At 73.0% G+C, this 22,772-nt stretch carries 18 protein-coding genes; 10 read left to right on the forward strand and 8 right to left on the reverse strand.

Annotated features, from left to right (window positions below; translation table 11 throughout):
• Positions 1-67 precede the first annotated feature (67 nt).
• From ABEB00_RS23155 to ABEB00_RS23175, 5 genes are read right to left on the reverse strand one after another with little or no spacing between them, the layout of a single operon-like run.
• Positions 68-1,378: a DUF58 domain-containing protein gene (locus tag ABEB00_RS23155; protein ID WP_345621997.1), complete on the reverse strand. Its 1,311-nt coding sequence runs from the start codon at positions 1,376-1,378 to the stop codon at positions 68-70.
• Positions 1,378-2,367 (reverse strand): AAA family ATPase, encoded by a 990-nt coding sequence (locus tag ABEB00_RS23160; protein ID WP_345621998.1) that lies wholly within the window; start codon positions 2,365-2,367, stop codon positions 1,378-1,380. The genes ABEB00_RS23155 and ABEB00_RS23160 overlap by 1 nt, the downstream gene beginning before the upstream one ends.
• Positions 2,367-3,617: a DUF4350 domain-containing protein gene (locus ABEB00_RS23165; protein ID WP_345621999.1), complete on the reverse strand. Its 1,251-nt coding sequence runs from the start codon at positions 3,615-3,617 to the stop codon at positions 2,367-2,369. Before ABEB00_RS23165 ends, ABEB00_RS23160 begins: the two co-directional genes overlap by 1 nt.
• Positions 3,614-4,384 carry a DUF4129 domain-containing protein gene (locus ABEB00_RS23170; RefSeq protein ID WP_425586557.1) on the reverse strand — a complete coding sequence of 257 codons (771 nt, stop codon included), beginning with the start codon at positions 4,382-4,384 and terminating at the stop codon, positions 3,614-3,616. Before ABEB00_RS23170 ends, ABEB00_RS23165 begins: the two co-directional genes overlap by 4 nt.
• 4 nt (positions 4,385-4,388) lie before the next feature.
• Entirely contained in the window at positions 4,389-5,765 is a 1,377-nt protein-coding gene (locus ABEB00_RS23175; protein ID WP_345622000.1) for a glycerophosphoryl diester phosphodiesterase membrane domain-containing protein, read from the reverse strand.
• A gap of 140 nt (positions 5,766-5,905) precedes the next feature.
• Here ABEB00_RS23175 and mtnA point away from each other — a divergent pair, with 140 nt between their 5' ends.
• The 7 genes from mtnA to ABEB00_RS23210 all read left to right on the forward strand — a co-directional run bounded on the left by mtnA (position 5,906) and on the right by ABEB00_RS23210 (position 14,884).
• A complete protein-coding gene (gene mtnA, locus ABEB00_RS23180) occupies positions 5,906-7,048 on the forward strand; it encodes an S-methyl-5-thioribose-1-phosphate isomerase (RefSeq protein ID WP_345622001.1) in 1,143 nt (380 codons plus the stop codon).
• Between the two features lie 132 nt (positions 7,049-7,180).
• Positions 7,181-7,870: a two-component system response regulator MtrA gene (mtrA, locus tag ABEB00_RS23185; RefSeq protein ID WP_009188938.1), complete on the forward strand. Its 690-nt coding sequence runs from the start codon at positions 7,181-7,183 to the stop codon at positions 7,868-7,870.
• Between the two features lies 1 nt (position 7,871).
• Positions 7,872-9,950 carry an MtrAB system histidine kinase MtrB gene (gene mtrB / locus ABEB00_RS23190; RefSeq protein ID WP_345622002.1) on the forward strand — a complete coding sequence of 693 codons (2,079 nt, stop codon included), beginning with the start codon at positions 7,872-7,874 and terminating at the stop codon, positions 9,948-9,950.
• On the forward strand, positions 9,940-11,775 hold the full coding sequence (locus ABEB00_RS23195; protein WP_345622003.1) for an LpqB family beta-propeller domain-containing protein: 1,836 nt from the start codon (positions 9,940-9,942) through the stop codon (positions 11,773-11,775). Before mtrB ends, ABEB00_RS23195 begins: the two co-directional genes overlap by 11 nt.
• 265 nt (positions 11,776-12,040) lie before the next feature.
• A complete protein-coding gene (locus tag ABEB00_RS23200; RefSeq protein ID WP_345622004.1) occupies positions 12,041-12,925 on the forward strand; it encodes a ComF family protein in 885 nt (294 codons plus the stop codon).
• A gap of 314 nt (positions 12,926-13,239) precedes the next feature.
• The gene (gene hpf / locus ABEB00_RS23205; RefSeq protein ID WP_345622006.1) at positions 13,240-13,932 is read left to right on the forward strand and encodes a ribosome hibernation-promoting factor, HPF/YfiA family; all 693 of its coding nucleotides are present in this window, start codon (positions 13,240-13,242) and stop codon (positions 13,930-13,932) included.
• A 205-nt stretch (positions 13,933-14,137) separates the two neighbouring features.
• On the forward strand, positions 14,138-14,884 hold the full coding sequence (locus tag ABEB00_RS23210; protein ID WP_345622007.1) for a response regulator: 747 nt from the start codon (positions 14,138-14,140) through the stop codon (positions 14,882-14,884).
• Positions 14,885-14,935: 51 nt separating this feature from the next.
• Here ABEB00_RS23210 and ABEB00_RS23215 read toward each other — a convergent pair whose 3' ends face one another.
• Together ABEB00_RS23215 and ABEB00_RS23220 are read right to left on the reverse strand one after the other, a co-directional pair.
• Positions 14,936-16,138, reverse strand: a complete 1,203-nt coding sequence (locus ABEB00_RS23215; RefSeq protein ID WP_345622008.1) for a winged helix-turn-helix domain-containing protein — start codon at positions 16,136-16,138, stop codon at positions 14,936-14,938.
• 74 nt (positions 16,139-16,212) lie between these two features.
• Complete coding sequence (locus ABEB00_RS23220) at positions 16,213-16,782, reverse strand: GNAT family N-acetyltransferase (RefSeq protein WP_345622009.1); 570 nt, start codon at positions 16,780-16,782, stop codon at positions 16,213-16,215.
• Between the two features lie 336 nt (positions 16,783-17,118).
• On the opposite strand from ABEB00_RS23220, the gene secA reads away from it, so the two are divergent.
• Positions 17,119-19,965, forward strand: a complete 2,847-nt coding sequence (secA, locus tag ABEB00_RS23225; RefSeq protein ID WP_345622010.1) for a preprotein translocase subunit SecA — start codon at positions 17,119-17,121, stop codon at positions 19,963-19,965.
• A 91-nt stretch (positions 19,966-20,056) separates the two neighbouring features.
• Here the strand turns inward: secA and ABEB00_RS23230 are convergent, their stop codons facing one another.
• Positions 20,057-20,785, reverse strand: a complete 729-nt coding sequence (locus ABEB00_RS23230; RefSeq protein WP_345622011.1) for an Rv3235 family protein — start codon at positions 20,783-20,785, stop codon at positions 20,057-20,059.
• Between the two features lie 320 nt (positions 20,786-21,105).
• Here ABEB00_RS23230 and ABEB00_RS23235 point away from each other — a divergent pair, with 320 nt between their 5' ends.
• Both ABEB00_RS23235 and ABEB00_RS23240 read left to right on the forward strand, forming a co-directional pair.
• The gene (locus ABEB00_RS23235) at positions 21,106-21,621 is read left to right on the forward strand and encodes a DUF6912 family protein (RefSeq protein ID WP_345622012.1); all 516 of its coding nucleotides are present in this window, start codon (positions 21,106-21,108) and stop codon (positions 21,619-21,621) included.
• A gap of 127 nt (positions 21,622-21,748) precedes the next feature.
• Positions 21,749-22,414, forward strand: a complete 666-nt coding sequence (locus ABEB00_RS23240; RefSeq protein ID WP_345622013.1) for an HAD family hydrolase — start codon at positions 21,749-21,751, stop codon at positions 22,412-22,414.
• Positions 22,415-22,772: the final 358 nt, after the last annotated feature.

A 22,772-nucleotide genomic window follows, 5' to 3' on the forward strand; every position in this document is an offset into this window, starting at 1 on the left:
AAAGCCCCGCATCTTATGATGCGGGGCTTTTCGCATTTCTGGGGCCCTGGGGCCCCTTTTTTGTTGGTCAGAGACGGCCTGCTGACTTCAAGGCGAGATAGGCGTCCGCGAGGGCCGGCGCCAGGTCATCGGGGGTGGCATCCACGACCGTGACCCCGTGACGGCGGAGTTGCTCGGCGGTGCGGTGGCGTTCGGCCTGGGCATGTGCGGCGGCCGCGGCCTCGTAGACGGATTCCGCGTCGCCCCGGGACGCGGCCATCCGGGCGACGTGGGGATCGGCCACCGAGGCCAGGAGAACGGTGTGGCGCTGGGTGAGCCGGGGGAGGACGGGGAACAGGCCCTCTTCGATGGGAGCTGCGTCCAAGGTGGTGAGCAGGACGATCAGGGAGCGGCGGGGGGCCGTACGCAGAGCGGCGGCGCTGAGGGCGCGCGCGTCCGTCTCGACCAGTTCGGGTTCGAGTGACGCCATGGCGTTGACCAGGGACGGCAGGACATCACCGGCCGTGCGGCCCTGAACGAGGGCACGCACCCGGCGGTCGTGGGCGAGAAGGTCCACGCGGTCGCCGGCGCGGGAGGCCAGGGCGGCCAGGAGCAGCGCCGCGTCCATGGCGGCGTCCAGGCGGGGAGCGTCGCCCACGCGGCCGGCCGAGGTGCGGCCGGTGTCCAGGACGACCAGGATGTGCCGGTCGCGCTCGGGGCGCCAGGTGCGTACGGCGACGGAGGTCCGGCGGGCCGTGGCGCGCCAGTCGATGGAACGGGTGTCGTCGCCGGGGACGTACTCGCGCAGGCTGTCGAACTCCGTGCCCTCGCCTCGGGTCAGGACGCTGGTGCGGCCGTCCAGCTCGCGCAGCCGGGCCAGCTTCGAGGGGAGGTGCTTGCGGCTGGTGAAGGGAGGCAGGACGCGTACCGTCCAGGGCACCTCGTGGGTGCCCTGACGGGAGAAGAGACCGAGCGGGCCGTAGGAGCGGATTGTCACACGGTCGGCCCGGCGGTCGCCGCGGCGGGTCGGGCGCAGACGTGTGGTGACGCGTCGGCGTTCGCCGGGCGGGACCGTCAGGCGGTGCCGCGAGGAGGGGATATCGGTGCCCGGCTGCCAACTGCTGGGGGGCCAGGCGTCGCGGAGCTGAGCGCGGAGCGGGCGGCCCGACGGGTTGGCGACCGTGAGCGTGACCTCGGCGCTGTCACCCAGGCGGACGGAAGTGTCGCCGGAGCGCGAAAGGCGCAGCCGGCGTACGGGGGCGGCCAGGGCGAAGTCGCAGGCGCAGGCCAGCGCGAGAGGGGCGTTGACCGCGAGGAGGCCCGTCCAGCCGGGCTCCCAGATGCCTACCGGCAAGGAGCCCAGGGCCGCGAGGAGCGCGGTGCGTCCGGTGAGTGCCATCAGCGGGGAACGGGGACGTGGGCGAGGATCGCGTTGATCACGGAGTCGGCCGTCACGCCCTCCATCTCGGCCTCCGGGCGGAGTTGCACGCGGTGGCGGAGGGTGGGGAGGGCCAGGGCTTTGACGTCGTCGGGGGTGACGTAGTCGCGGCCGGTCAGCCACGCCCAGGCGCGGGCGGTCGAGAGCAGGGCCGTGGCACCGCGAGGGGAGACACCGAGGGAGAGGGACGGCGACTCGCGGGTGGCGCGGCAGAGGTCGACGACGTAGGCCGTGATCTCCGGGGAGACCTTGGTCCTGGCGACCTCGGCGCGGGCCGCTGCCAGGTCGGCGGCGCTCGCGACGGGGCGTACGCCGGCGGCGCGCAGGTCGCGCGGGTCGAAGCCCGAGGCGTGGCGGGTGAGGACGTCGATCTCGTCCCGGCGGGAGGGCAGGGGGACGGTGAGTTTGAGGAGGAAGCGGTCCAACTGGGCTTCGGGGAGGGGGTAGGTGCCCTCGTACTCGACCGGGTTCTGGGTCGCGGCGACCAGGAAGGGCTCCGGGAGCGGGCGGGGGGTGCCGTCGACGGTGACCTGGCGTTCCTCCATCGCTTCGAGGAGGGAGGACTGGGTCTTCGGCGGGGTGCGGTTGATCTCGTCGGCGAGGAGGAGGTTGGTGAAGACCGGTCCTGGCTGGAAGGAGAACTCGGCGGTGCGGGCGTCGTAGACGAGGGAGCCGGTCACGTCGCTCGGCATCAGGTCCGGGGTGAACTGGACGCGCTTCGTCTCCAGTTCGAGAGATGAGGCGAGGGCGCGGACCAGGAGGGTCTTGGCGACGCCGGGGACGCCTTCGAGGAGGACGTGACCGCGGCACAGGAGCGCCACGACGAGGCCGGTGACGGCGGGATCCTGGCCGACCACGGCCTTGGCGATCTCGGCGCGCAGGGCTTCGAGGGAACTGCGGGCGTCGCCCGGGTTCCCGGTTTGCCCGGCGTTGTCAGTGGTCGGGTCCATCATGGACGACGTACCTGCCTTTCGAGGGCGTCTAGTTGGTCGGCGAGCGAGATCAGGGTCGCGTCGTCGCCCGGCACCGGGCCGAAGAGGAGGGCGTGCAGGGACTGTCCCTCGTCGTGGAGGTGGGCGGACAGCGCGGGGACCAGGGCTTCGGGCGTGTGCGCCTGGGCCACGGGGACGCCTACCGAGGGGGCGAGGCGCGTGCGGGTGGTGGAGCGAAGAGCGGCGGCCGCGCGGTCGCGGGCGGCCGCTTTGCGGTAGAGGCGGGCGCGGCCTTCGACGGTCTCGGAGGCGCGGATCGCCACGGGGAGGTTCTCCGGTACGAGGGGGCCGAGCCGGCGTGCCCTCCACAGGGCGGCGACGGCCGCGGCGATGAAGAGCTGCAGGGTGCCCCAGAGCCAGCCGGAGGGGAGCAGGTCGAGGAAGTCGCGTTCGTCCTCCGGGGCGGCGGTGTCGGAGAGCGAGGGGAGGTACCAGACCAGATGGGGGCGGGAGCCGAGGAGTTGCAGGGCGAGCGAGGCGTTGCCGTGCTCGTCGAGGCGGTCGTTGTGCAGGATGTCCGGTGCGCCGAGGACGATCGTGTCGCCGGTGGGGGCGTCCGGTGGCGTGTCCCGCGAGGCGTCCGCAGGCGCTGGTGCGCTGGGGGGTTCCCCGGCCGTGTCGGGGAGGCGGAGCAGGGTGGCCAGGCGTTCGCTGCGGTAGCAGGCGTCGGCGGCGAGATGGGTGGTGGTGTAGCGCAGGCCGCCGGTGTCGGCGGTGCCGGCCCGCCGGGCGGCGGGGAAGTCGCAGCCGGGGGAGAGCGTCGAGTCGAGGCTGAGGGCGGGGTCGGCGGTGACGCCGGGGGCCAGGCGCTCGACGGAGGTGCTGCCGGGCGTCACGAGGACCGTGCGCCCGCCGGAGCCGGCGGTGGCCGAGTGCAGCCGCCTCTGCTGGGCCTCGGTGAGGTGGTCGGGGACGGCCACCAGGAGAGTGGTGTCCGGGCCGGCCGCGGCGCGTGCCTCGGCCAGGGTGGTCACCACGCGCGTGGTGACGTGCCGGTCGGTGAGGAGTGCGGCGACGGCCCGGCTGCCGCGGGGATCGGCCGAACGCGGGTCGAGTTCGCCGTGCCGTGCGTCCGAGCGGACGACCGCGATGGTGACGGCGCCCACGGCGAGCAGCGCCAGGGCGAGCGCGATGCCGCGCGTGCGGGTCCACAGGTGGCGGGCGGTGGGCGAGGCCGAGGTGGGCGGGAGCGTGGCCTCGGTGGTCATCCGGCGGCTCCCTGGCGGGTGTGGTGCTCCGAGCCGGGGCCGGCCGCGCCGCTCGCCGTCCGCGGCCGGGTGCGTTCGAGGGTGCGGTCCAGTTCGGCGAGGTGCCGGTACGACTGCTCGGCCGCCGTCCGGCCGCCGTACGTGACGTCGTCGAAGTCGCGGGCGGCGGTGCGCAGCCGGTCGCCGTGGGCGGGCAGGGCGCGGCCGGCCTCCGTGGCCGCCTCGTCGGCGGTGCGTCCGGGGCGTGCGTCCAGCAGGGCGCGTTCCTCCAGGGCGCGGACGAGGGCGCGCATGCGTTCCTGGACGGCCTGGTTCCAGTGGCCCTGGGCGGCGTGCGCCTCGGCCGCGGCACGGTGTTCGGCGGCGCCGCGGGGACGGTCGTCGAAGAGCGCGGCGGCCGGGGCCGGGGTGCGGCGGGGGGTGCCCAGGCGCCACCAGAGGGCGGCGAGGACCGCCAGGACGGCGGCGATGATGACGAACAGGCCGAGTGCTCCGCCGGGCGTCGCCGACGCGGCGGTGCCGAAGAGGTCGTCCAGCCAGTCCCAGAAGGCGTTCAGGGCGCGCTGGAACCAGCTCGGGTCGTTCTGGTGGTACGCGCCCTTGGAGAGTTCGCGTCTGGCCGCCTCCCGGGCGGGGTCGCGCGGGACGGTCAGCGGCGGGTCGTCGTCCGCGCGGGACAGCGCCGACGTCAGGCGGTCGGCGCGCGGCAGCGCCCGTAGCACGGTGTGCGGCAGCACGTCCGTGAGGACTCCCCCCGTCCTGCTCACCGCATCAGCTCCCCGAGGTCGCGCCGGGGACGCCGTAGCCCTGGAGACCGGCGGCGCGACCCAGTTCGACGTCGAGGGCTTCGCGGCGGATGCGCTGGTCGATGTAGAGGAGCACGGTGACGCCGGCCGTGATCGGGAAGGTGATCATGGAGCCGATCACCGAGCCGATCCCGCTGATCACCAGGAAGGTCCAGCCGAAGTCCCCGGTGCCGTTGACGAAACTGCCGACTCCCTCGCCGCTGAGCGCCGCCGCGAGGAAGGTGAAGGGGATGACGATGATCGACGCGACGACGTTCGCGATGATCGTGGCGAGCAACTGTATGCCGAGGACGCGCCACCAGGCGCCCTTCACGAGCTTCGCGGAGCGGCTCATCGCCTTCACGATGCCCTGCTTCTCCAGCATCAGCACGGGCGAGGCCAGAGAGAAGCGGATCATGAGCCACAGGGCGACGACGGCGGCGCCGAGGACGCCCAGGACACCGAGGGCGATGGCCGCGTCCCCGCCCGCGGTGACGCCGACCAGGATTCCGGGCAGCGCGCCGACGGTGAGGACGGCGGCGGTGATGAGCATCAGCAGGACGATCAGGCCGAGCAGCCGGGGCACCTGCGGACGGGCGTCGCGCCACGCCTCGGCGGTGGTCACCGGCCGGCCGAGGACGGCCCGGCTGGTGACGGTGGTCAGCAGGGCGGTCGCCACGACCGTGCCGATCAGGGAGACGAGGAAGACGACACCCGAGCTGATCATGGCGTCGGCCATGGCGTCGCCGAGTTCGCTGAGCGTCGCGCTCGGGTCGTTGAGGGCGTCCGTGCTCGCGTTGTCCAGGACGAGGCCCTGGAGCAGGACGACGATCACCTCCGTGACGACGGCGACGGCGAGGGAGATGCCGAGGACCGTGCGCCAGTAGGTGCGCATCGTGGAGACGGCGCCGTCGAGGATCTCGCCGACACCGAGCGGGCGGAGGGGGATGACGCCGGGCTTGGCCGCGGGGGGCGGGCCGCCCCAGCCGGCTCCCCAGCCGCCGTAGCCTCCGCCCGGGCCGCCGTAACCGCCGTAGCCGCCCTGGTGTCCGCCCGGGCCGCCGCTGTAGCCGCCGGGGCCCTGCGGGGTGCCGGGGGTGCCGGGGGTGCCGGGGGGCGGCGGGCCCCAGCCCGGGCCGGGGGGTGGCGGGGGAGGCGGGGCCTGGGCGGGGCCGGTGGGGGCCTGGGCGCCGGTGGGAGCGGACCACTGGCCCGGTGGCGGCTGCTCCTTGGACCACTTCGTGCCGGGGCCTGTCTGGTCCGCGCCCGGGCGGTCGGCGGGCTCGGCGGGGCCGGACTCGCCGGGCTGCCGCCCGTCGGACGGTGCGGATCCGGGCGACGCCCAGCCCGGAGTGTCGTTCATCGTGGCTCCTTCACGGTGCCCGTCCGCGGTCGCGGCGGCAGGTTGGCAGCCATCGTGCCATGGGGTGGTCCGGGGCGGACCGGCCGCGGTATGGGCTACGCACCTTCAATTGTCCGACGTACACGGGGCAGACTGACCGCATGGCTGATCAGTACGCGCAAACAGGCGAGGACAAGCGGCCGACCGAGATCCCGGCCATCCGTTGGGAGGAACCCCCCGAAGGCCCGGTGGTGGTTCTTCTGGACCAGACCAGACTGCCGGCGGAGGAGGTCGAACTGGTCTGCACGGACGCTCCCGCGCTGGTGGAGGCGGTCCGTTCGCTCGCCGTGCGCGGGGCGCCGCTGCTCGGCATCGCCGGCGCGTACGGCGTCGCGCTCGCCGCCGTGCGGGGCTACGACGTGGACGACGCGGCGAACGCGCTGGCGGGCGCCCGCCCCACCGCGGTGAACCTGGCGGTCGGGGTACGCCGGGCGCAGGCCGCGCACCGGGCCGCGCTCGCCGGTGGCGGTGGCGCCCGGCAGGCGGCAGAGGCGGCGCTGGCCGCGGCACGGGCGCTGCACCGGGAGGACGCCGCGGCCAGCGTCGGCATGGCCGGACACGGGCTGGCACTCCTGGACGAGCTGCTGCCGGGCGGCGGGCACCGCATCCTCACGCACTGCAACACCGGTGCGCTGGTGTCCGGCGGTGAGGGCACGGCGTTCGCGGTGGCGCTCGCGGCGCACCGGGCGGGGCGGCTGCGGCGCCTGTGGGTGGACGAGACCCGTCCGCTGCTCCAGGGCGCGCGGCTCACCGCGTACGAGGCGGCTCGCCACGACATGGCGCACACCCTGCTCACCGACAACGCGGCGGGTTCGCTGTTCGCGGCCGGAGAGGTGGACGCGGTGCTGATAGGGGCGGACCGCATCGCGGCCGACGGGTCGGTGGCGAACAAGGTCGGGAGCTATCCGCTCGCGGTGCTGGCGCGCTACCACCACGTGCCGTTCATCGTGGTGGCGCCGGTGACGACGGTCGACCCGCAGACCCCCGACGGGGCGTCCATCGAGGTCGAGCAGCGTCCCGGGTACGAGGTCACCGAGATCACGGCGCCGCGGGCGCCGGTGGCCGGAGCGGGTGGCGGCATACCGATGGCGCCGCTCGGGACGCAGGCCTACAACCCGGCCTTCGACGTCACCCCGCCCGAACTGGTGACGGCGATCGTCACCGAGAAGGGTGCCGTCTCGCCCGTGACGGCGCAGGCCCTCGCCGAGATGTGCGCGCGGCCGGGACAGGTGGCGATCGGCTGAGCCGCGGGGGCGGGCGCCGGGCGGCGGCAGGGGGCGGCTCGGGCGCGGGCAGACAGTAGTGCCTCGGTACGACTATCGTCACTGGCCGGTGACCCTGCTCACCTGCGCCACCTTCACCGTTATGAGAATGGGATGATGTCGTTTATGAAGGGACGAGTCCTTGTCGTCGACGACGACACCGCACTTGCCGAGATGCTCGGCATCGTGCTGCGTGGTGAGGGTTTTGAGCCGTCTTTCGTAGCTGACGGCGACAAGGCGCTGGCCGCCTTCCGGGAGGCCAAGCCGGATCTGGTGCTGCTCGATCTGATGCTGCCCGGCCGGGACGGGATCGAGGTGTGCCGTCTGATCCGGGCGGAGTCCGGTGTGCCGATCGTGATGCTGACGGCCAAGAGCGACACGGTCGACGTGGTCGTGGGCCTGGAGTCGGGCGCCGACGACTACATCGTCAAGCCGTTCAAGCCGAAGGAGCTGGTGGCCCGGATCCGGGCGCGCCTGCGCAGGTCGGAGGAGCCGGCGCCGGAGCAGCTCGCCATAGGCGACCTGGTCATCGACGTGGCCGGGCACTCCGTGAAGCGGGACGGCCAGTCGATCGCGCTGACGCCGCTGGAGTTCGACCTGCTGGTGGCGCTGGCCCGTAAGCCGTGGCAGGTGTTCACGCGTGAGGTGCTTTTGGAACAGGTCTGGGGCTACCGGCACGCGGCGGACACCCGGCTGGTCAACGTGCACGTGCAGCGGCTGCGCTCCAAGGTCGAGAAGGACCCGGAGAAGCCGGAGATCGTGGTGACCGTCCGGGGCGTCGGTTACAAGGCGGGGCCGAGCTGACATGTCCGGTGACAGTGCCGCTTCGGCGCCCGGCGGATCCGAGGCCGGCGCCGAGCGGCCTGTCGGCCGGAAGGCGGGCCCCCGCTGGGGGCGCCTGCGGGAGGGCGGGCCGCTGCGCGCGGACGTGCGCAACAGCCCGGTGCTCCGTCTGCTCATGCGCTGGGTGCGGCGGCCGCTGCTGCCCGTCATGCGGCTGTGGCGGCGCAACATCCAGCTCAAGGTCGTCGTCACCACCCTCCTGATGTCCCTGGGCGTCGTCCTGCTGCTCGGCTTCGTCGTCATCGGTCAGGTGCGCAACGGTCTGCTGGACGCCAAGGTGAAGGCCTCCCAGTCCCAGGCGACCGGCGGGTTCGCGGTGGCCAAGCAGAAGGCCGAGGAGGCGGCGACCGTGACCGGCGACGACGTCACCGCCGTGGACGGCCGTCCCTCGCCCAACGTCATCCAGTGGATGAGTGACCTGGTGAAGTCGCTCTCCAGCGGCGGCCAGGGCGCCTTCGACGTGGTCACGCTGCCGATGGGCGGCGACGGCGGCGGCGGGCGCGGACCACGCGCCTCCGGGCTGGTCGACCCGGCGTCCAGCGTTCCCGAGAACCTGCGCGAGCGGCTGGACAGCGGCACGGCGGCGGCCCAGAGCTACACGCGGATCGTCTACAGCTCCGCCCAGGACTCCCAGCCGGCGCTGGTCATCGGCAAGCAGGTCAACGACCCGAACGGCGACCCGTACCAGCTCTACTACCTCTTCCCGCTCACGCAGGAGGAGAAGTCGCTGAGCCTGGTCAAGGGCACGCTGGCGACGGCCGGGCTGTTCGTCGTCGTCCTCCTCGGGGCGATCGCCTGGCTGGTCGTGCGCCAGGTCGTCACGCCGGTACGGATGGCGGCGAGCATCGCCGAGCGGCTCTCCGCCGGGCGGTTGCAGGAGCGGATGAAGGTCACCGGCGAGGACGACATCGCGCGGCTCGGTGAGGCCTTCAACAAGATGGCGCAGAACCTCCAGCTCAAGATCAGCCAGCTTGAGGACCTCTCCCGGATGCAGCGGCGGTTCGTCTCCGACGTGTCGCACGAGTTGCGTACGCCGCTGACGACCGTGCGGATGGCGGCCGACGTCATCCATGACGCACGCGTGGACTTCGATCCGGTGACGGCGCGGTCGGCGGAACTGCTCGCCGACCAGTTGGACCGGTTCGAGACGCTGCTCGCCGACCTGCTGGAGATCAGCCGGTTCGACGCGGGCGCGGCGGCGCTGGAGGCGGAGCCGGTCGACCTCAGGGAGGTCGTGCGGCGCGTCGTCGGCGGGGCCGCGCCGCTCGCCGAACGCAAGGGCACGCGTGTGCGGATCACCGGGGACCAGCAGCCCGTCGTCGCCGAGGCCGATGCCCGGCGGGTGGAGCGGGTGCTGCGCAACCTCGTCGTCAACGCCGTCGAGCACGGGGACGGCCGTGACGTCGTCGTCAAGCTCGCCGCGGCGGGCGGGGCGGTGGCGGTGGCGGTGCGCGACTACGGCGTCGGGCTCAAGCCGGGCGAGGCGACCCGGGTCTTCAGCCGTTTCTGGCGGGCGGACCCGGCACGCGCGCGTACCACCGGCGGTACGGGTCTTGGGCTGTCGATCGCTCTGGAGGACGCGCGGCTGCACGGCGGCTGGCTCCAGGCGTGGGGTGAGCCGGGCGGCGGTTCGCAGTTCCGGCTGACGCTGCCCAGGACCGCGGACGAGCCGCTGCGGGGTTCGCCGATCCCGCTGGAGCCCGCGGACTCGCGGCGCTACCGCGGCCTCGACGGGGCGGCGGGGCAGCCGTCCGCCGCCGGTACGGGGGGTCCGGTTCCGGCGCAGGCGACCGCGGGGCAGCGGGCCGGTGGGCGGGCGGTGCCCGGGCAGGCGGCGTCGTCGTCGGCCAGGGACCCGATAGCGCCCCGGCGGGACCCGATACCGCCCCGGTCGGCCGCCGTGCCGCCCGTGGCGGACCCGACGGCGCTGCCCGGGAGCGGTGCGCGGGTGGTGGCCCGGCCCGCCTCGGAGGCGGAGCGGCGTACGGACGCCGGGCCGGAGGATTCGAGCAGGCAAGGGGAGGCATCTCGTGGGCGCTGACCGCGAGGGGGGCCGGCGGCGGTCGCCGGCGCGCGCGGTGGCGTACACCGTCTGCGGGGCCGTACTGCTGTCGGGGTGTGCGTCGATGCCCGACAGCGGGGATCTGCGGGGCGTGGAGTCGACTCCACGGCAGGACACCCAGGTGCGGGTGTTCGCCATGCCGCCGCAGAAGGACGCCGCCGCCCCGGACATCGTGCAGGGCTTCCTGGAGGCGCTGACCAGTGACGACACGCATTACGAGACGGCCCGCAAGTACCTGACCGACGAGGCCGCGAAGGACTGGCGGCCGGAGCTGTCCACGACCGTGCTCGCCAACGGGCCGGGCGCCATGTCCCAGCCCGCGGGCGGCCGCGAGGAGGGCGGCGACCACTCGGTGACCCTGACCGGCACCAAGGTCGCCACGGTGGACGCGCGGCAGTCGTACGCGCCGGCCGAGGGGGAGTACCGGGAGCCGGTGCACCTCACGCGTGATCCCAAGACGCGGCAGTGGCGTATCGACATGCCACCCAAGGGCGTCGTCATGGGCAAGTCGGACTTCCAGCGCAACTACACGTCCGTGAACAAGTACTACTTCGCCTCGGACACGGCGGCGGACGAGGGGAGCGGGGCCGGTCCGCGGACCACCGCCGTCGCCGATCCGGTCTATGTGCGGCGGCGGGTGGAACCCCTCACGCAGGTCGTGCGTTCCCTCATCAACGGGCCGACGACCCTGCTCGCCCCCGTCGTCAGGTCGGGCTTCCCCGCGGGGACGGCGCTGGCCAAGGGCGTCACCTCGCTGACGCCGGACGAACAGAACAGACTCACGGTGCCGTTGAACGGCCGGGCCGCGCGGGTCGACGCCGACACCTGCGACGAGATGGCGGCCCAACTGCTGTTCACGCTGCGGAGCCTGACCCCGGCGGTGGACGAGGTCGAACTGCGTTCGGGCGACACGGAGTTGTGCGCGCTCACCGAGGACCGGGCCGAGGCGGTGGCGTCGCGCGGCGCGGCGCAGCGCCCGGAGTACCTGTACTTCGTCGACGACGAGGACCGCATGGTGCGGCTCTCCTCCGGCGGTGACTCCACGACGGCGGAGCCCGTTCCGGGCGCCCTGGGCGAAGGGAGCACGGTGCTGCGGTCGGTGGCGGTGGCACGGGACGAGCGCACCGCGGCCGGGGTCGGCCTCGACGGCAGGTCGCTGTACGTCGGGTCGCTGGTGGCGGGCGGTTCGCTCGGGGAACCGGTGCTGACCAGCGAGGGCAAGACCGAGCAGGACCGGTTGACCGCGCCCAGTTGGGACATCCGGGGCGACCTGTGGATCGCCGACCGGAATCCGGACCAGCCGCGGCTGCTGACGCTGGAGCGCGGCGCGGGCGAGCCGGTGGAGGTGCGCGCGCCGGGGCTGGACGGGCGGATCGAGGCCGTGCGGGTGGCCGCCGACGGGGTGCGGATCGCGCTCATCGTGGAGAAGGACGACAAGCGGTCGCTGCTCATCGGGCGGATCGAGCGGGCGGAGAAGGCCGGGGAGCCGCCGACAGTTCTCGAACTTCGGTCGGCGACGCCCGTGCTGGAGGAGGTCAGCGCCATGTCCTGGGCCGGTGACAGCCGGCTCGTGGTGGTGGGGCGCGAGGCCGGGGGCGTGCAGCAGATCGGGTACGTGCAGGTCGACGGCTCCACGCCGGAGACTTCGGCGCCCGCCGCGCTGACCGGCGTCAAGGAGATCGCCGCGTCCGAGGACGAGGGGCTGCCGCTGGTGGCGTACTCGGAGGACGGGATCGTCCGGCTGCCGTCCGGGATGCAGTGGCAGAAGGTGACGAAGGGGCTGGCGCCGGTTTATCCCGGGTGACGAGCCGGCGACCAGCCGGGTGACGAGCCGATCCCCGGGGTTTGCTGGGGTTTGTGTACGGCCCCGGTCGGGTGCCGGGTCCGGTTGTCCACAGGGTGTTCCTGTCCGCGGTGGCGTCCTGTCCTCGGGGTTCTGTTGTCCGCAGGCCGTCTGTCCACAGGTGTGGCAGTCGGTCTGCCGGTGTTTTCCACAGGCGTGACCGGCGGCCGCCCGTGGTTTTCCACAGGGGTGGCGGAGTGGTGCGGGGCTGGGCACAGTGGTGGGCATGCGGAGGTGGTGGCAGGACCTTGCCGACCTGGTGCTGCCGGCCGAGTGCGGAGGGTGCGGCAGGCCGCGCTCGGTGCTCTGCGGGCGGTGCGGTGCCGTCCTGAGCGGGGCCGCGCCGTGCCGGGTGCGGCCGGTGCCGGAGCCGTCCGGGCTGCCGGAGGTGTACGCGGCGGCGCGGTACGAGGACGAGGTGCGGGCCGTACTGCTGGCCCACAAGGAGCGGGGCGTGCTGGCCCTCGCGGCGCCGCTCGGCGCGGCCCTGGCGGGGGCGGTGCGGGCCGGGCTCGGGGAGCAGCGGGCACGCGGTGCGCCGGTGCTGCTCGTTCCCGTGCCGTCCTCGCGGCGCGTGGTGCGGGCGCGGGGGCATGACCCGGCACGGCGGATCGCGCTGGCGGCGGCGGGCGGGCTGCGGCGGTCGGGGACGCCGGCCAGGGTGGTCGCCGTGCTGCGCCAGCGGCGGTCGGTGGCGGATCAGTCGGGGCTCGGCTCCCAGCAGCGGCTGGCCAATCTCGCCGGGGCGCTCGCGGTGGTGCCCGGCGGCGCGCGGCTGCTGCGCGAGGGCGGCCCGGTGGTACTGGTCGACGACCTGATGACGACGGGCGCGTCCCTCCTGGAGGCGGCCCGCGCCGTGCGGACGGCGGCGCCCGGCGCTGAACGGGGAGCGGGGCCGGGAACGTACCCGACGGTGAGAAGCCCCGTGTATCCCGGAGCGGTCTGGGAAGGCAGAGAAGAACAGGGAAACGGAGCGGCGGAAGTGAGGACGGGCCGTGCTTCCGCCGAGCCGGAAATGGCAGGCGGAACAGGAGACAGACCGTTTCGAGGCCTGATCCGAGCGGCTGTGGTCGCTGCATCACCAAGCTCTTTCGAATTAAACCGGAACTGACTGAGGACTTACGTCGTTGCAGGTAATGAGAGGCCCAATTCGCTGGAACGGAGGTACGCCGCAGTAGCGGGTGACGTCATCCGTCCGGGCGAGCTATGTTCGGTTGTGAGGGAAAGGCCCAGGCCGCTCCCGGCGAATCCGGATCCGTGGTCGCGGGGTCACTTCAAGAATCACCCGCGCCGCTGGAATGAGATCTCGCCCCCGGGGGAGAAGGTGGACGTCACCGAGTCAGAGGTCCCGGAGACCCCCGGGACCTGGTGTGAAAGGGAGATGCTCCGCCGTCGAAGCGGAGTGATCCGGGAACGGAGTTCTGCGTGGACATCGTCGTCAAGGGCCGCAAGACCGAGGTGCCCGAGCGGTTCCGGAAGCACGTGGCCGACAAGCTGAACCTGGAGAAGATCCAGAAGCTCGATGGCAAGGTGATGAGCCTCGACGTCGAGGTGTCCAAGGAGCCCAACCCCCGACAGGCCGACCGCAGCGACCGAGTGGAGATCACGCTCCACTCCCGCGGTCCGGTGATCCGGGCGGAAGCGGCGGCGAGCGACCCGTACGCGGCGCTGGACCTGGCGGCGGAAAAGCTCGACGCCCGGCTGCGCAAGCAGCACGACAAGCGTTACTCGCGGCGCGGTTCGCGCCGCATCCCGGCCGCTGAGGTGGCGGACGTCGTCCCGGGCGTGGCGACGCTCGACAGCAACGGCGACGCCGTGCCGCAGGGCGAGCAGGACGGGGTGCCCGTCAAGAAGATCGGACCGCTGGAGGTCCAGGGCGACGGCCCCCTCATCGTCCGCGAGAAGGCCCACGTGGCCTCGCCGATGAGCCTCGACCAGGCGCTCTACGAGATGGAGCTGGTCGGGCACGACTTCTACCTCTTCGTCGACTCCGAGACCAAGGAGCCCAGCGTCGTCTACCGCCGGCACGCCTACGACTACGGCGTCATCCACCTGACCACGGACACGATGGTCGCCCAGGCGCCCGCCACCGAGGCGGGCGGTGTGCTCGGCGGCTGATTCCGCCCGATGACAGTGGATCCGGTGCCCCTGGAGCGCGCGTGCGCCCCCAGGGGCACCGGCGTGCGACCCATTCGCGCGCCGCGCTGTCATCCCGATGTCGGTCCGGCATGGAATCATGGCCGCAACGGCCCAACCGGTGGGTCGTTGCCTTGGGTTGGCGTCGGCCCGGCTTGATGGGCCACGGCCATCAGGGGGAGGAACCATGGCGGACAGCTTCGGACCGATGCAGGACGCGGATGCCGTCGGCGGCGTCGTCGGCATGGGCCCGGAGGCGGGCACCGAACGCGGGGAACCGATCAGAGTCCTGGTCGTGGACGACCACGCGCTCTTCCGCCGCGGACTGGAGATCGTGCTCGCCGCCGAGGAGGACATCCAGGTCGTCGGCGAGGCGGGGGACGGGGCCGAGGCCGTCGAGAAGGCCGCCGACCTGCTCCCCGACATCATCCTGATGGATGTGCGGATGCCCAGGCGGGGCGGTATCGAGGCGTGTACCTCCATCAAGGAGGTGGCCCCCAGCGCGAAGATCATCATGCTGACGATCAGCGACGAGGAGGCGGACCTCTACGACGCGATCAAGGCGGGCGCGACCGGTTACCTCCTGAAGGAGATCTCGACGGACGAGGTGGCCACCGCCATTCGCGCGGTCGCCGACGGACAGTCGCAGATCAGCCCCTCCATGGCGTCGAAGCTGCTCACCGAGTTCAAGTCGATGATCCAGCGGACCGACGAGCGCCGGCTGGTGCCCGCGCCCCGGCTGACCGACCGGGAACTGGAAGTCCTCAAGCTCGTCGCCACCGGAATGAACAACCGCGACATCGCCAAACAGCTTTTCATCTCCGAGAACACCGTCAAGAACCACGTGCGCAACATCCTGGAGAAGCTGCAACTGCACTCCCGGATGGAGGCCGTGGTCTACGCGATGCGGGAGAAGATCCTCGAAATCCGCTGACGCCGACGCTGACGCCGACGCCGACGCCGACGCCGCCCGGGCCGCGCCCGGTCAGGCGAGGAGCGCCGCCAGCTCCCGGGTCAGCGGCTCGCGGAGTTCGGGCGCGTCCACCCGCTCCACGCGCACGCCCGTGCAGCCCACCCAGCCCGCCGCCTCCACCAGGGCCCCGGCCACCGCGGGGACCGCTCGGCGGCCGTCCAGGGTGACCTGCCGGGCCACCAGCGTGCGGCCCTCACGGCCCGGGTCGACGCGCCCGACCAGGTGCCCGCCGGCCAGGACCGGCATCGCGAAGTAGCCGTGGATCCGCTTCTGCCGGGGGACGTAGGCCTCCAGCCGGTGGGTGAAGCCGAAGATCCGCTCGGTGCGCGCCCGCTCCCAGACCAGCGAGTCGAAGGGCGAGAGCAGGGTCGTACGGTGCCGGCCGCGCGGGGGCGTCGCCAGCGCCACCGGGTCCGCCCAGGCCGGTCTGGACCAGCCCGCCACCGTCACCGGGACCAGCCCCGAGTCGGCGATCACCGCGTCGACCTGCTCGTTCCTCAGGCGGTGGTAGTCCGCGAGGTCCGCGCGGGTACCGACGCCAAGGGCCCGGCCGGCCAGCGCGACCAGCCGGCGCAGGCACTCGGTGTCGTCCAGCGTGTCGTGCAGCAGTTCCGCGGGGACGGCCCGCTCGGCCAGGTCGTAGACCCGCTTCCAGCCCCGGCGCTCGACGCAGACCACCTCGCCGTACATCAGCGCGCGCTCGACGGCGACCTTGGCGCTCGACCAGTCCCACCACTCACTGGTGCGCTTCGCGCCGCCCAGCTCGGTCGCCGTCAGCGGGCCCTCGGCGCGCAACTGCTTGACGACCTGGTCGTAGGCGCCGTCGGGCAGCTCGTGGTTCCAGTGCGGGCGGGCGCGGTAGGCGCGGCGGCGGAAGGCGAAGTGCGGCCACTCCTCGATGGGCAGGACGCAGGCGGCGTGCGACCAGTACTCGAAGGCGTGCGGCCGGGCCGCGGGCGCCGTGCCCGGGCCGGGTCCCCAGTAGGCCGCCTCGACCGTCCTGCGGTCCACCGCGCCGAGGCGGGCGTACGGCACCAGCTCGTGCGAGCGGGCGAGGACGGAGATCGTGTCGAGCTGGACCGCGCCGAGGTGGCGCAGGACCCCGCGGACGCCGCCGCGGCGATCCGGGGCGCCGAGGAGGCCCTGGGCCCGCAGGGCGATGCGGCGGGCCTCGTCTGCCGACAGTTCGGTGACCGGGCGCGGAGAGGTCGTCATACGTCCGCACGATAAAGGGTGGGACTGACAACGCACGGCCCCGGCCGGTGCGGAGCGACGGGAGCCGCGCGGCGCTACGGGCGGGCCGGTGTGTACGGCGCCGTCGACGGCAGGCCCAGGTCGGACGGGAGCAGGGAACCGACCCAGCAGTCACGCCGTACGCCCTTGTTGTCGACCGCGGAGCGCAGCGTGCCCTCCATGGTGAAGCCGGCCCGTTCGGCCACCGCGCGTGAGGCCGTGTTGCCCACCTCGGCACGCCACTCCACCCGGTCGACGGAGAGCGTGGTGAAGGCCCAGCGGGACACGGTCAGGACGGCCTCGGTGACGTAACCGCGGCCGCGGTGCTCCTTGGCGCCCCAGAAACCGATCTCGCTCGCCCCGGGGGACAGCATGGTCAGCCCCGTCATGCCGACCAGGTCGCCGGTGGGCAGGAAGGTCCCGAAGGTGAACATCGTCGCGTTCGCCCAGCCCGCCGGGACCATCTGCCCGGTGAAGCTCCGCGCGTGCTCGGGCAGGTAGGGGGAGGGGATGACGGTCCAGCGTTGGATGTCGGGGTCCTGACAGGCGCGGTGGACGGCGTCGGTGTCCCGGGGGCCGACCGTCCGCAGCAGGAGGCGGTCGGTGGTGAGGATGTGGGGTTCCATCGGGCGATTCTGCGCGCCGGTGTGCGCCGGGCGCCATCCTTTTCACCCGGCGCGCGCGGGTTGACCGTGAGCGTGCGGGCGGTCACGTTCCGCGTGATTCGTGGGCGGGACGCGGCACCATCGGCCGGGCCCGGACGTTGTCCTTGTCGGAAGCGGACGGAGAGCGGAAGTGGAAGCCGAAGCAGGAGCACACTGGAAACAGCGTGCGGCGGTGGACGGCCGGCGTCGCCGCAGGGCCTCCCGGGGCGGCGGGGTCCTCGCATACGATGGCCGTTGCTCAGCCACGTCCATGGAAAACGACCGTCCCAGGCCCGACCGGCAAGGAGACCAACCCCCGTGTCCGTCCTCTCGAAGATCATGCGTGCAGGCGAAGGCAAGATCCTGCGCAAGCTGCACCGCATCGCGGACCAGGTCAACTCCATCGAAGAGGACTTCGTCGACCTCTCCGACGCCGAGCTGCGGGCCCTCACCGATGAGTACAAGCAGCGCTACGCCGACGGCGAGAGCCTGGACGACCTGCTGCCCGAGGCGTTCGCCACCGTCCGCGAGGCCGCCAAGCGCACGCTGGGCCAGCGCCACTACGACGTGCAGATCATGGGCGGCGCGGCCCTGCACATGGGATACGTGGCCGAGATGAAGACGGGTGAGGGCAAGACCCTCGTCGGCACGCTGCCCGCTTATCTGAACGCGCTGTCCGGCAAGGGCGTCCACCTCATCACGGTCAACGACTACCTGGCCGAGCGCGACTCCGAGATGATGGGCCGCGTCCACAAGTTCCTGGGCCTGGAAGTCGGCTGCATCCTCGCCAACATGACGCCCGCCCAGCGCCGCCAGATGTACGCGTGCGACATCACCTACGGCACGAACAACGAGTTCGGCTTCGACTACCTGCGCGACAACATGGCGTGGTCCCAGGACGAACTGGTCCAGCGCGGCCACAACTTCGCCATCGTCGACGAGGTCGACTCCATCCTCGTCGACGAGGCCCGTACGCCGCTGATCATCTCCGGCCCGGCCGACCAGGCCACCAAGTGGTACGGCGACTTCGCCAAGCTGGTCACGCGGCTGAAGAAGGGCGAGGCGGGCAACCCCCTCAAGGGCCTGGAGGAGACCGGCGACTACGAGGTCGACGAGAAGAAGCGCACGGTCGCCATCCACGAGTCCGGCGTCGCCAAGGTCGAGGACTGGCTGGGCATCGACAACCTGTACGAGTCGGTGAACACCCCGCTCGTCGGTTATCTGAACAACGCCATCAAGGCGAAGGAACTGTTCAAGAAGGACAAGGACTACGTCGTCATCGACGGCGAGGTCATGATCGTCGACGAGCACACCGGCCGTATCCTCGCCGGCCGCCGCTACAACGAGGGCATGCACCAGGCGATCGAGGCGAAGGAAGGGGTGGACATCAAGGACGAGAACCAGACGCTCGCCACGATCACCCTGCAGAACTTCTTCCGCCTCTACAAGCGGCACGACCAGGACGACAAGGAACAGCCCGGCCTGTCCGGCATGACCGGTACGGCCATGACCGAGGCCGCCGAGTTCCACCAGATCTACAAGCTGGGGGTCGTGCCCATCCCGACCAACCGGCCGATGGTCCGCAAGGACCAGTCCGACCTGATCTACCGCACCGAGGTCGCCAAGTTCGAGGCGGTCGTCGACGACATCGCCGAGAAGCACGAGAAGGGCCAGCCGATCCTGGTCGGCACCACCTCGGTCGAGAAGTCCGAGTACCTCTCCCAGCAGCTCTCCAAGCGCGGCATCCAGCACGAGGTGCTCAACGCCAAGCAGCACGACCGGGAGGCGACGATCGTCGCCCAGGCGGGCCGCAAGGGCGCCGTGACCGTGGCCACCAACATGGCCGGCCGCGGTACGGACATCAAGCTCGGCGGCAACCCCGACGATCTCGCCGAGGCGGAGCTGCGCCAGCGCGGCCTCGACCCCGAGGAGCACATCGAGGAGTGGGCCGCGGCCCTGCCGGCCGCCCTGGAGAAGGCCGAGCGGGCCGTCAAGACGGAGTTCGAGGAGGTCAAGGACCTCGGCGGGCTCTACGTCCTGGGCACCGAGCGGCACGAGTCGCGCCGTATCGACAACCAGCTCCGCGGTCGTTCCGGCCGACAGGGCGACCCCGGCGAGTCCCGCTTCTACCTGTCGCTCGGCGACGACCTGATGCGCCTGTTCAAGGCCCAGATGGTCGAGCGCGTGATGTCCATGGCGAACGTCCCGGACGATGTGCCGATCGAGAACAAGATGGTCACGCGCGCGATCGCGTCCGCCCAGTCGCAGGTCGAGCAGCAGAACTTCGAGACCCGCAAGAACGTCCTGAAGTACGACGAGGTCCTCAACCGGCAGCGCGAGGTCATCTACGGCGAGCGCCGCCGCGTCCTGGAGGGCGAGGACCTTCAGGAGCAGGTGCAGCACTTCATGGACGACACGATCGACGCCTACGTGCAGGCGGAGACCGCCGAGGGCTTCCCGGAGGACTGGGACCTGGACCGGCTGTGGGGCGCCTTCAAGCAGCTCTACCCGGTGAAGGTCACCGTGGAGGAGCTGGAGGAGGCGGCCGGGGACCGGGCCGGCCTGACCGCCGAGTACCTCGGCGAGTCCATCAAGGACGACATCCGCGAGCAGTACGCGTCGCGCGAGACGCAGCTCGGCTCCGAGATCATGCGGGAGCTGGAGCGCCGGGTCGTGCTGTCGGTCCTGGACCGCAAGTGGCGCGAGCACCTCTACGAGATGGACTACCTCCAGGAGGGCATCGGCCTGCGCGCCATGGCGCAGAAGGACCCGCTGGTCGAGTACCAGCGCGAGGGCTTCGACATGTTCACCGCCATGATGGAGGGCATCAAGGAGGAGTCCGTCGGCTACCTGTTCAACCTGGAGGTCCAGGTCGAGCAGCAGGTCGAGGAGGTCCCGGTCGAGGACGAGGGGCCCTCCCTGGAGAAGGGTCCGCAGGACGGTGTGCCGGCCCAGGCGGGTTCCCGTCCGGAGATCCGCGCCAAGGGCCTGGACGCCCCGCAGCGGCGGAACCTGCACCTGTCGGCGCCGACCGTGGACGGCGAGGGCGGCGTCATCGAGCGTGACGTCACCGAAGAGGAGGAGCCGGTGCGCTCGTCCGCCGACGGTCTCACGCGCGCGGAGCGCCGCAAGCAGGCGAAGACCGGGCGGCGCCGCAAGAAGTGACGCCGCCGGCCTGACGGCCGGCGACGGCGTGGTGGAAGGGCCGGGACACCCTCGCGGGTGCCCGGCCCTTCGGCCTGTTCCCCCTCGGGCGTCAGCCGTCGGACGGGTGGGGCTCGCGCGGGCCGCCCAGTTCCACGGCCGTGCAGCGCCAGCGCAGGTCGGGGCCGCACTCCAGACGGAACGCCATCGCGCGCAACCGGTCGCCCGCGCCGATCCGGGCGAAGACCTCCACGGCACCCGGCCGCGGCGCGAACCAGCCGAGGTCGCGTACGACGGGGTGGGCGCCCCGGGTGCGCAGGGGGCCGCGCTCGGCGAGCCGGGCCAGCTCGTCGTAGGCGCGGCCCCGGGTGTGCCGGAGCATCGCGTGCACGGGCCGCCGCCCGCTCAGCACCGCGAGGAGCCGCTCGGCGAACAGGTCGGCGGGGCACGGCTGCGGCACGGCCCGGCCGGCGCCCTGGGCCGGGACGGGCGGAGCCGGGGGAAGCGGGACGGCCGGCGCCGGGGGCGGCGCGGCGACCGGCGTCCGTACCGCGTGGGCGACGGTCCGCACGGCGGCCGGCACGGCGGTCTGGGACGCCGAGCGGGCCGTTCGGGCGCCCGGGCGCCGGGTGGTGGCCGGGCGGGTGTCCGCGGGGCGGGTGCGGGCCCGCGGAGGGGCCGCCGGGCGGCCCGGGGGACGGTCGTCGGGCATCGAGGTCCGCGGCGCGGCGGGCGTGCCGGGTCCGCGCGGTGGGGTTCCGGTGGGACGCCGGTGGTCGTGGCGGCCGGGCGGGCGGGAGCCGGGTCGGCGGTGCTGCGCCCTGGTCATGACCTTCTCCATGGAATCCCCGTTTCGGCGGCCCGGCCTCTACCGGGCGGTAACTTCGTGGTTGCGGATCTTGTACGGGGCGGGGGAAGGGAAAGGCAAGGGGTGCGGGACCGGTCGGGGCGGCCGGACGGATTCACCTATCAGGGGGACGGGGCAGGGTGCGGACCCGGGCGGGGCGGGTCGGCACCGGGTGACGCCGGGGCGCGGAGTGGACGCCTCCGCCGTCCCCGCCGGCAACCCGAAAGAGGACACCGCACGTATCCTGAAGGACCTCCCGAAGCTCCGCCGTCACCGGAACGCTCCGGGTCCCCCGACCACGAAAGCGGCCAGCCATGCGCGTCTACGTCCCTCTGACCCTTCCCGGCCTCGCCGAGGCGCACCGGACGGGCGAGCTGGGGACCGGGCCGCTCCTCGCCTACGCCGTCACGCCCGCGCTGCGCGAGTGGTACCTGTCGGACGACATCGAGGAGCTGGAGTACGCCGCCCTGAACCGCGCCGCCCTGGGGTCCCTCCGGCTCCTGGCGGCGGACGCCGGGGCGCCCCGGCGGCGGGTCGTGGTCGCCGTCGACGTGGCCGACGGCGCGGCCTCGGCCGACCCCGGCCGCGGGCCCGACCCGGCGGCGCTCGGCGAGGTCCGGCTCACCGGGACGGTACGGCTGGCCGAGGCGGCCTCGGTGCACCTCGACTCCGCCGACGCGGAGCCGGACGTCACCGCCGCGGCCGAGGCGCTCACGGCGGCGGACGGCGGGGACGGCGACGCCCGGTTCGTGGTGGACGGGGCCGAGGACCACGAGCTGCTCTGGTACGCCACGCAGGAGATCCCGAGCCTGGTGGGACTCGGCGACTGACGCCGGCGGGCCGGACGTACCGGACCCACCGGACCACCGGATCCACCGGACCCACCGGGCGGCCGGCTGGCCGGGGCGGCTCCTCGGCGGCTCCTCACTGTCAGTGGTGGCGGGTACGTTTTCCGGCATGGGGACGCAGACAGGGGCACACATCGTCTGGGACTGGAACGGCACGCTGTTCCACGACAACGACGCGATCATCGGGGCGACCAACGCCGCCTTCGCCGAACTGGGGCTCGCGCCCCTGACCATGGAGCGGTACCGGGCGCTGTACTGCGTGCCGGTGCCGAAGTTCTACGAGCGGCTGCTGGGACGGCTGCCCACGGACGCCGAGTGGGCGGTCATGGACGAGACCTTCCACCGCCACTACAGCGAGCACCGGGTCGCGTGCGGCCTGGCCGACGGGGTGGCCGAACTGCTCACGAGCTGGCGGGCGGCGGGGCGCAGCCAGTCGATCCTCAGCATGTACGGCCACGACGAACTGCTCCCTTTGGTGCGGGGTTTCGGGATCGAGGCGCACTTCATACGCGTCGACGGGCGCACCGGCCCCTCCGGCGGCAGCAAGGCGGAGCACATGGTCCGGCACCTGGCGGCGCTGGCCGGGGTGGAGCCCGCGCGGACGGTGGTGATCGGGGACGCCGCCGACGACGCGGTGGCCGCCCTGCACGTGGGCGCGCGGGCCGTGCTCTACACCGGCGGCTCGCACAGCCGGGCCAGCCTGGAGCGGGTGGGCGTGCCGGTGGTGGACACGCTGGCGGAGGCGGTCGAGGAGGCCGAGCGGCTGGCGGCGTGACGTGAGCGGAGCGGAGCGGCCGGGCGACGGCTCGCCCCCGGCGGACGTTTCCCCTTGGCAGACGTTTCCCGCCGCCCCCTCGCCCCGCCGCCCCCTCGCGTCGTAGCTGTGCGGAACGGCAGAGTTCGACCCCCGGTTTTGTACACATACGGCTCGTGACGGGTCCCGGCCGGGGAGCGATAGCCTGGTGGCGTGATCAGCGCGATAGTTCGCGGGGGCATCCTTGCCCCTGCCCTGCGCCCGGAGTGCACGGACGACATCCGTGACCGGGCGGCGGTCGCTGGTCTTCGCGGGCGGGACGGGGCGGCGACGCCGCCCCGGGTGCCGCGCACACTCCGGACGGTGGCACCGACGAGAG

The sequence above is a fragment of the Streptomyces ziwulingensis genome, assembly GCF_039542605.1.
GTDB lineage: Bacteria > Actinomycetota > Actinomycetes > Streptomycetales > Streptomycetaceae > Streptomyces > Streptomyces ziwulingensis.

Excerpts from the sequence above, each read along its gene's own strand:
- ABEB00_RS23210 (WP_345622007.1), top strand. The coding sequence starts at position 14,138 with ATGGCGGACAGCTTCGGACCGATGCAGGACGCGGATGCCGTCGGCGGC.
- ABEB00_RS23165 (WP_345621999.1), bottom strand. The coding sequence starts at position 3,617 with ATGACCACCGAGGCCACGCTCCCGCCCACCTCGGCCTCGCCCACCGCC.
- ABEB00_RS23160 (WP_345621998.1), bottom strand. The coding sequence starts at position 2,367 with ATGGACCCGACCACTGACAACGCCGGGCAAACCGGGAACCCGGGCGAC.
- ABEB00_RS23220 (WP_345622009.1), bottom strand. The coding sequence starts at position 16,782 with ATGGAACCCCACATCCTCACCACCGACCGCCTCCTGCTGCGGACGGTC.
- mtrA (WP_009188938.1), top strand. The coding sequence starts at position 7,181 with ATGATGTCGTTTATGAAGGGACGAGTCCTTGTCGTCGACGACGACACC.
- ABEB00_RS23235 (WP_345622012.1), top strand. The coding sequence starts at position 21,106 with ATGCGCGTCTACGTCCCTCTGACCCTTCCCGGCCTCGCCGAGGCGCAC.
- mtnA (WP_345622001.1), top strand. The coding sequence starts at position 5,906 with ATGGCTGATCAGTACGCGCAAACAGGCGAGGACAAGCGGCCGACCGAG.
- ABEB00_RS23175 (WP_345622000.1), bottom strand. The coding sequence starts at position 5,765 with ATGAACGACACTCCGGGCTGGGCGTCGCCCGGATCCGCACCGTCCGAC.
- ABEB00_RS23240 (WP_345622013.1), top strand. The coding sequence starts at position 21,749 with ATGGGGACGCAGACAGGGGCACACATCGTCTGGGACTGGAACGGCACG.
- ABEB00_RS23230 (WP_345622011.1), bottom strand. The coding sequence starts at position 20,785 with ATGGAGAAGGTCATGACCAGGGCGCAGCACCGCCGACCCGGCTCCCGC.
- mtrB (WP_345622002.1), top strand. The coding sequence starts at position 7,872 with ATGTCCGGTGACAGTGCCGCTTCGGCGCCCGGCGGATCCGAGGCCGGC.
- ABEB00_RS23215 (WP_345622008.1), bottom strand. The coding sequence starts at position 16,138 with ATGACGACCTCTCCGCGCCCGGTCACCGAACTGTCGGCAGACGAGGCC.
- ABEB00_RS23200 (WP_345622004.1), top strand. The coding sequence starts at position 12,041 with ATGCGGAGGTGGTGGCAGGACCTTGCCGACCTGGTGCTGCCGGCCGAG.
- ABEB00_RS23155 (WP_345621997.1), bottom strand. The coding sequence starts at position 1,378 with ATGGCACTCACCGGACGCACCGCGCTCCTCGCGGCCCTGGGCTCCTTG.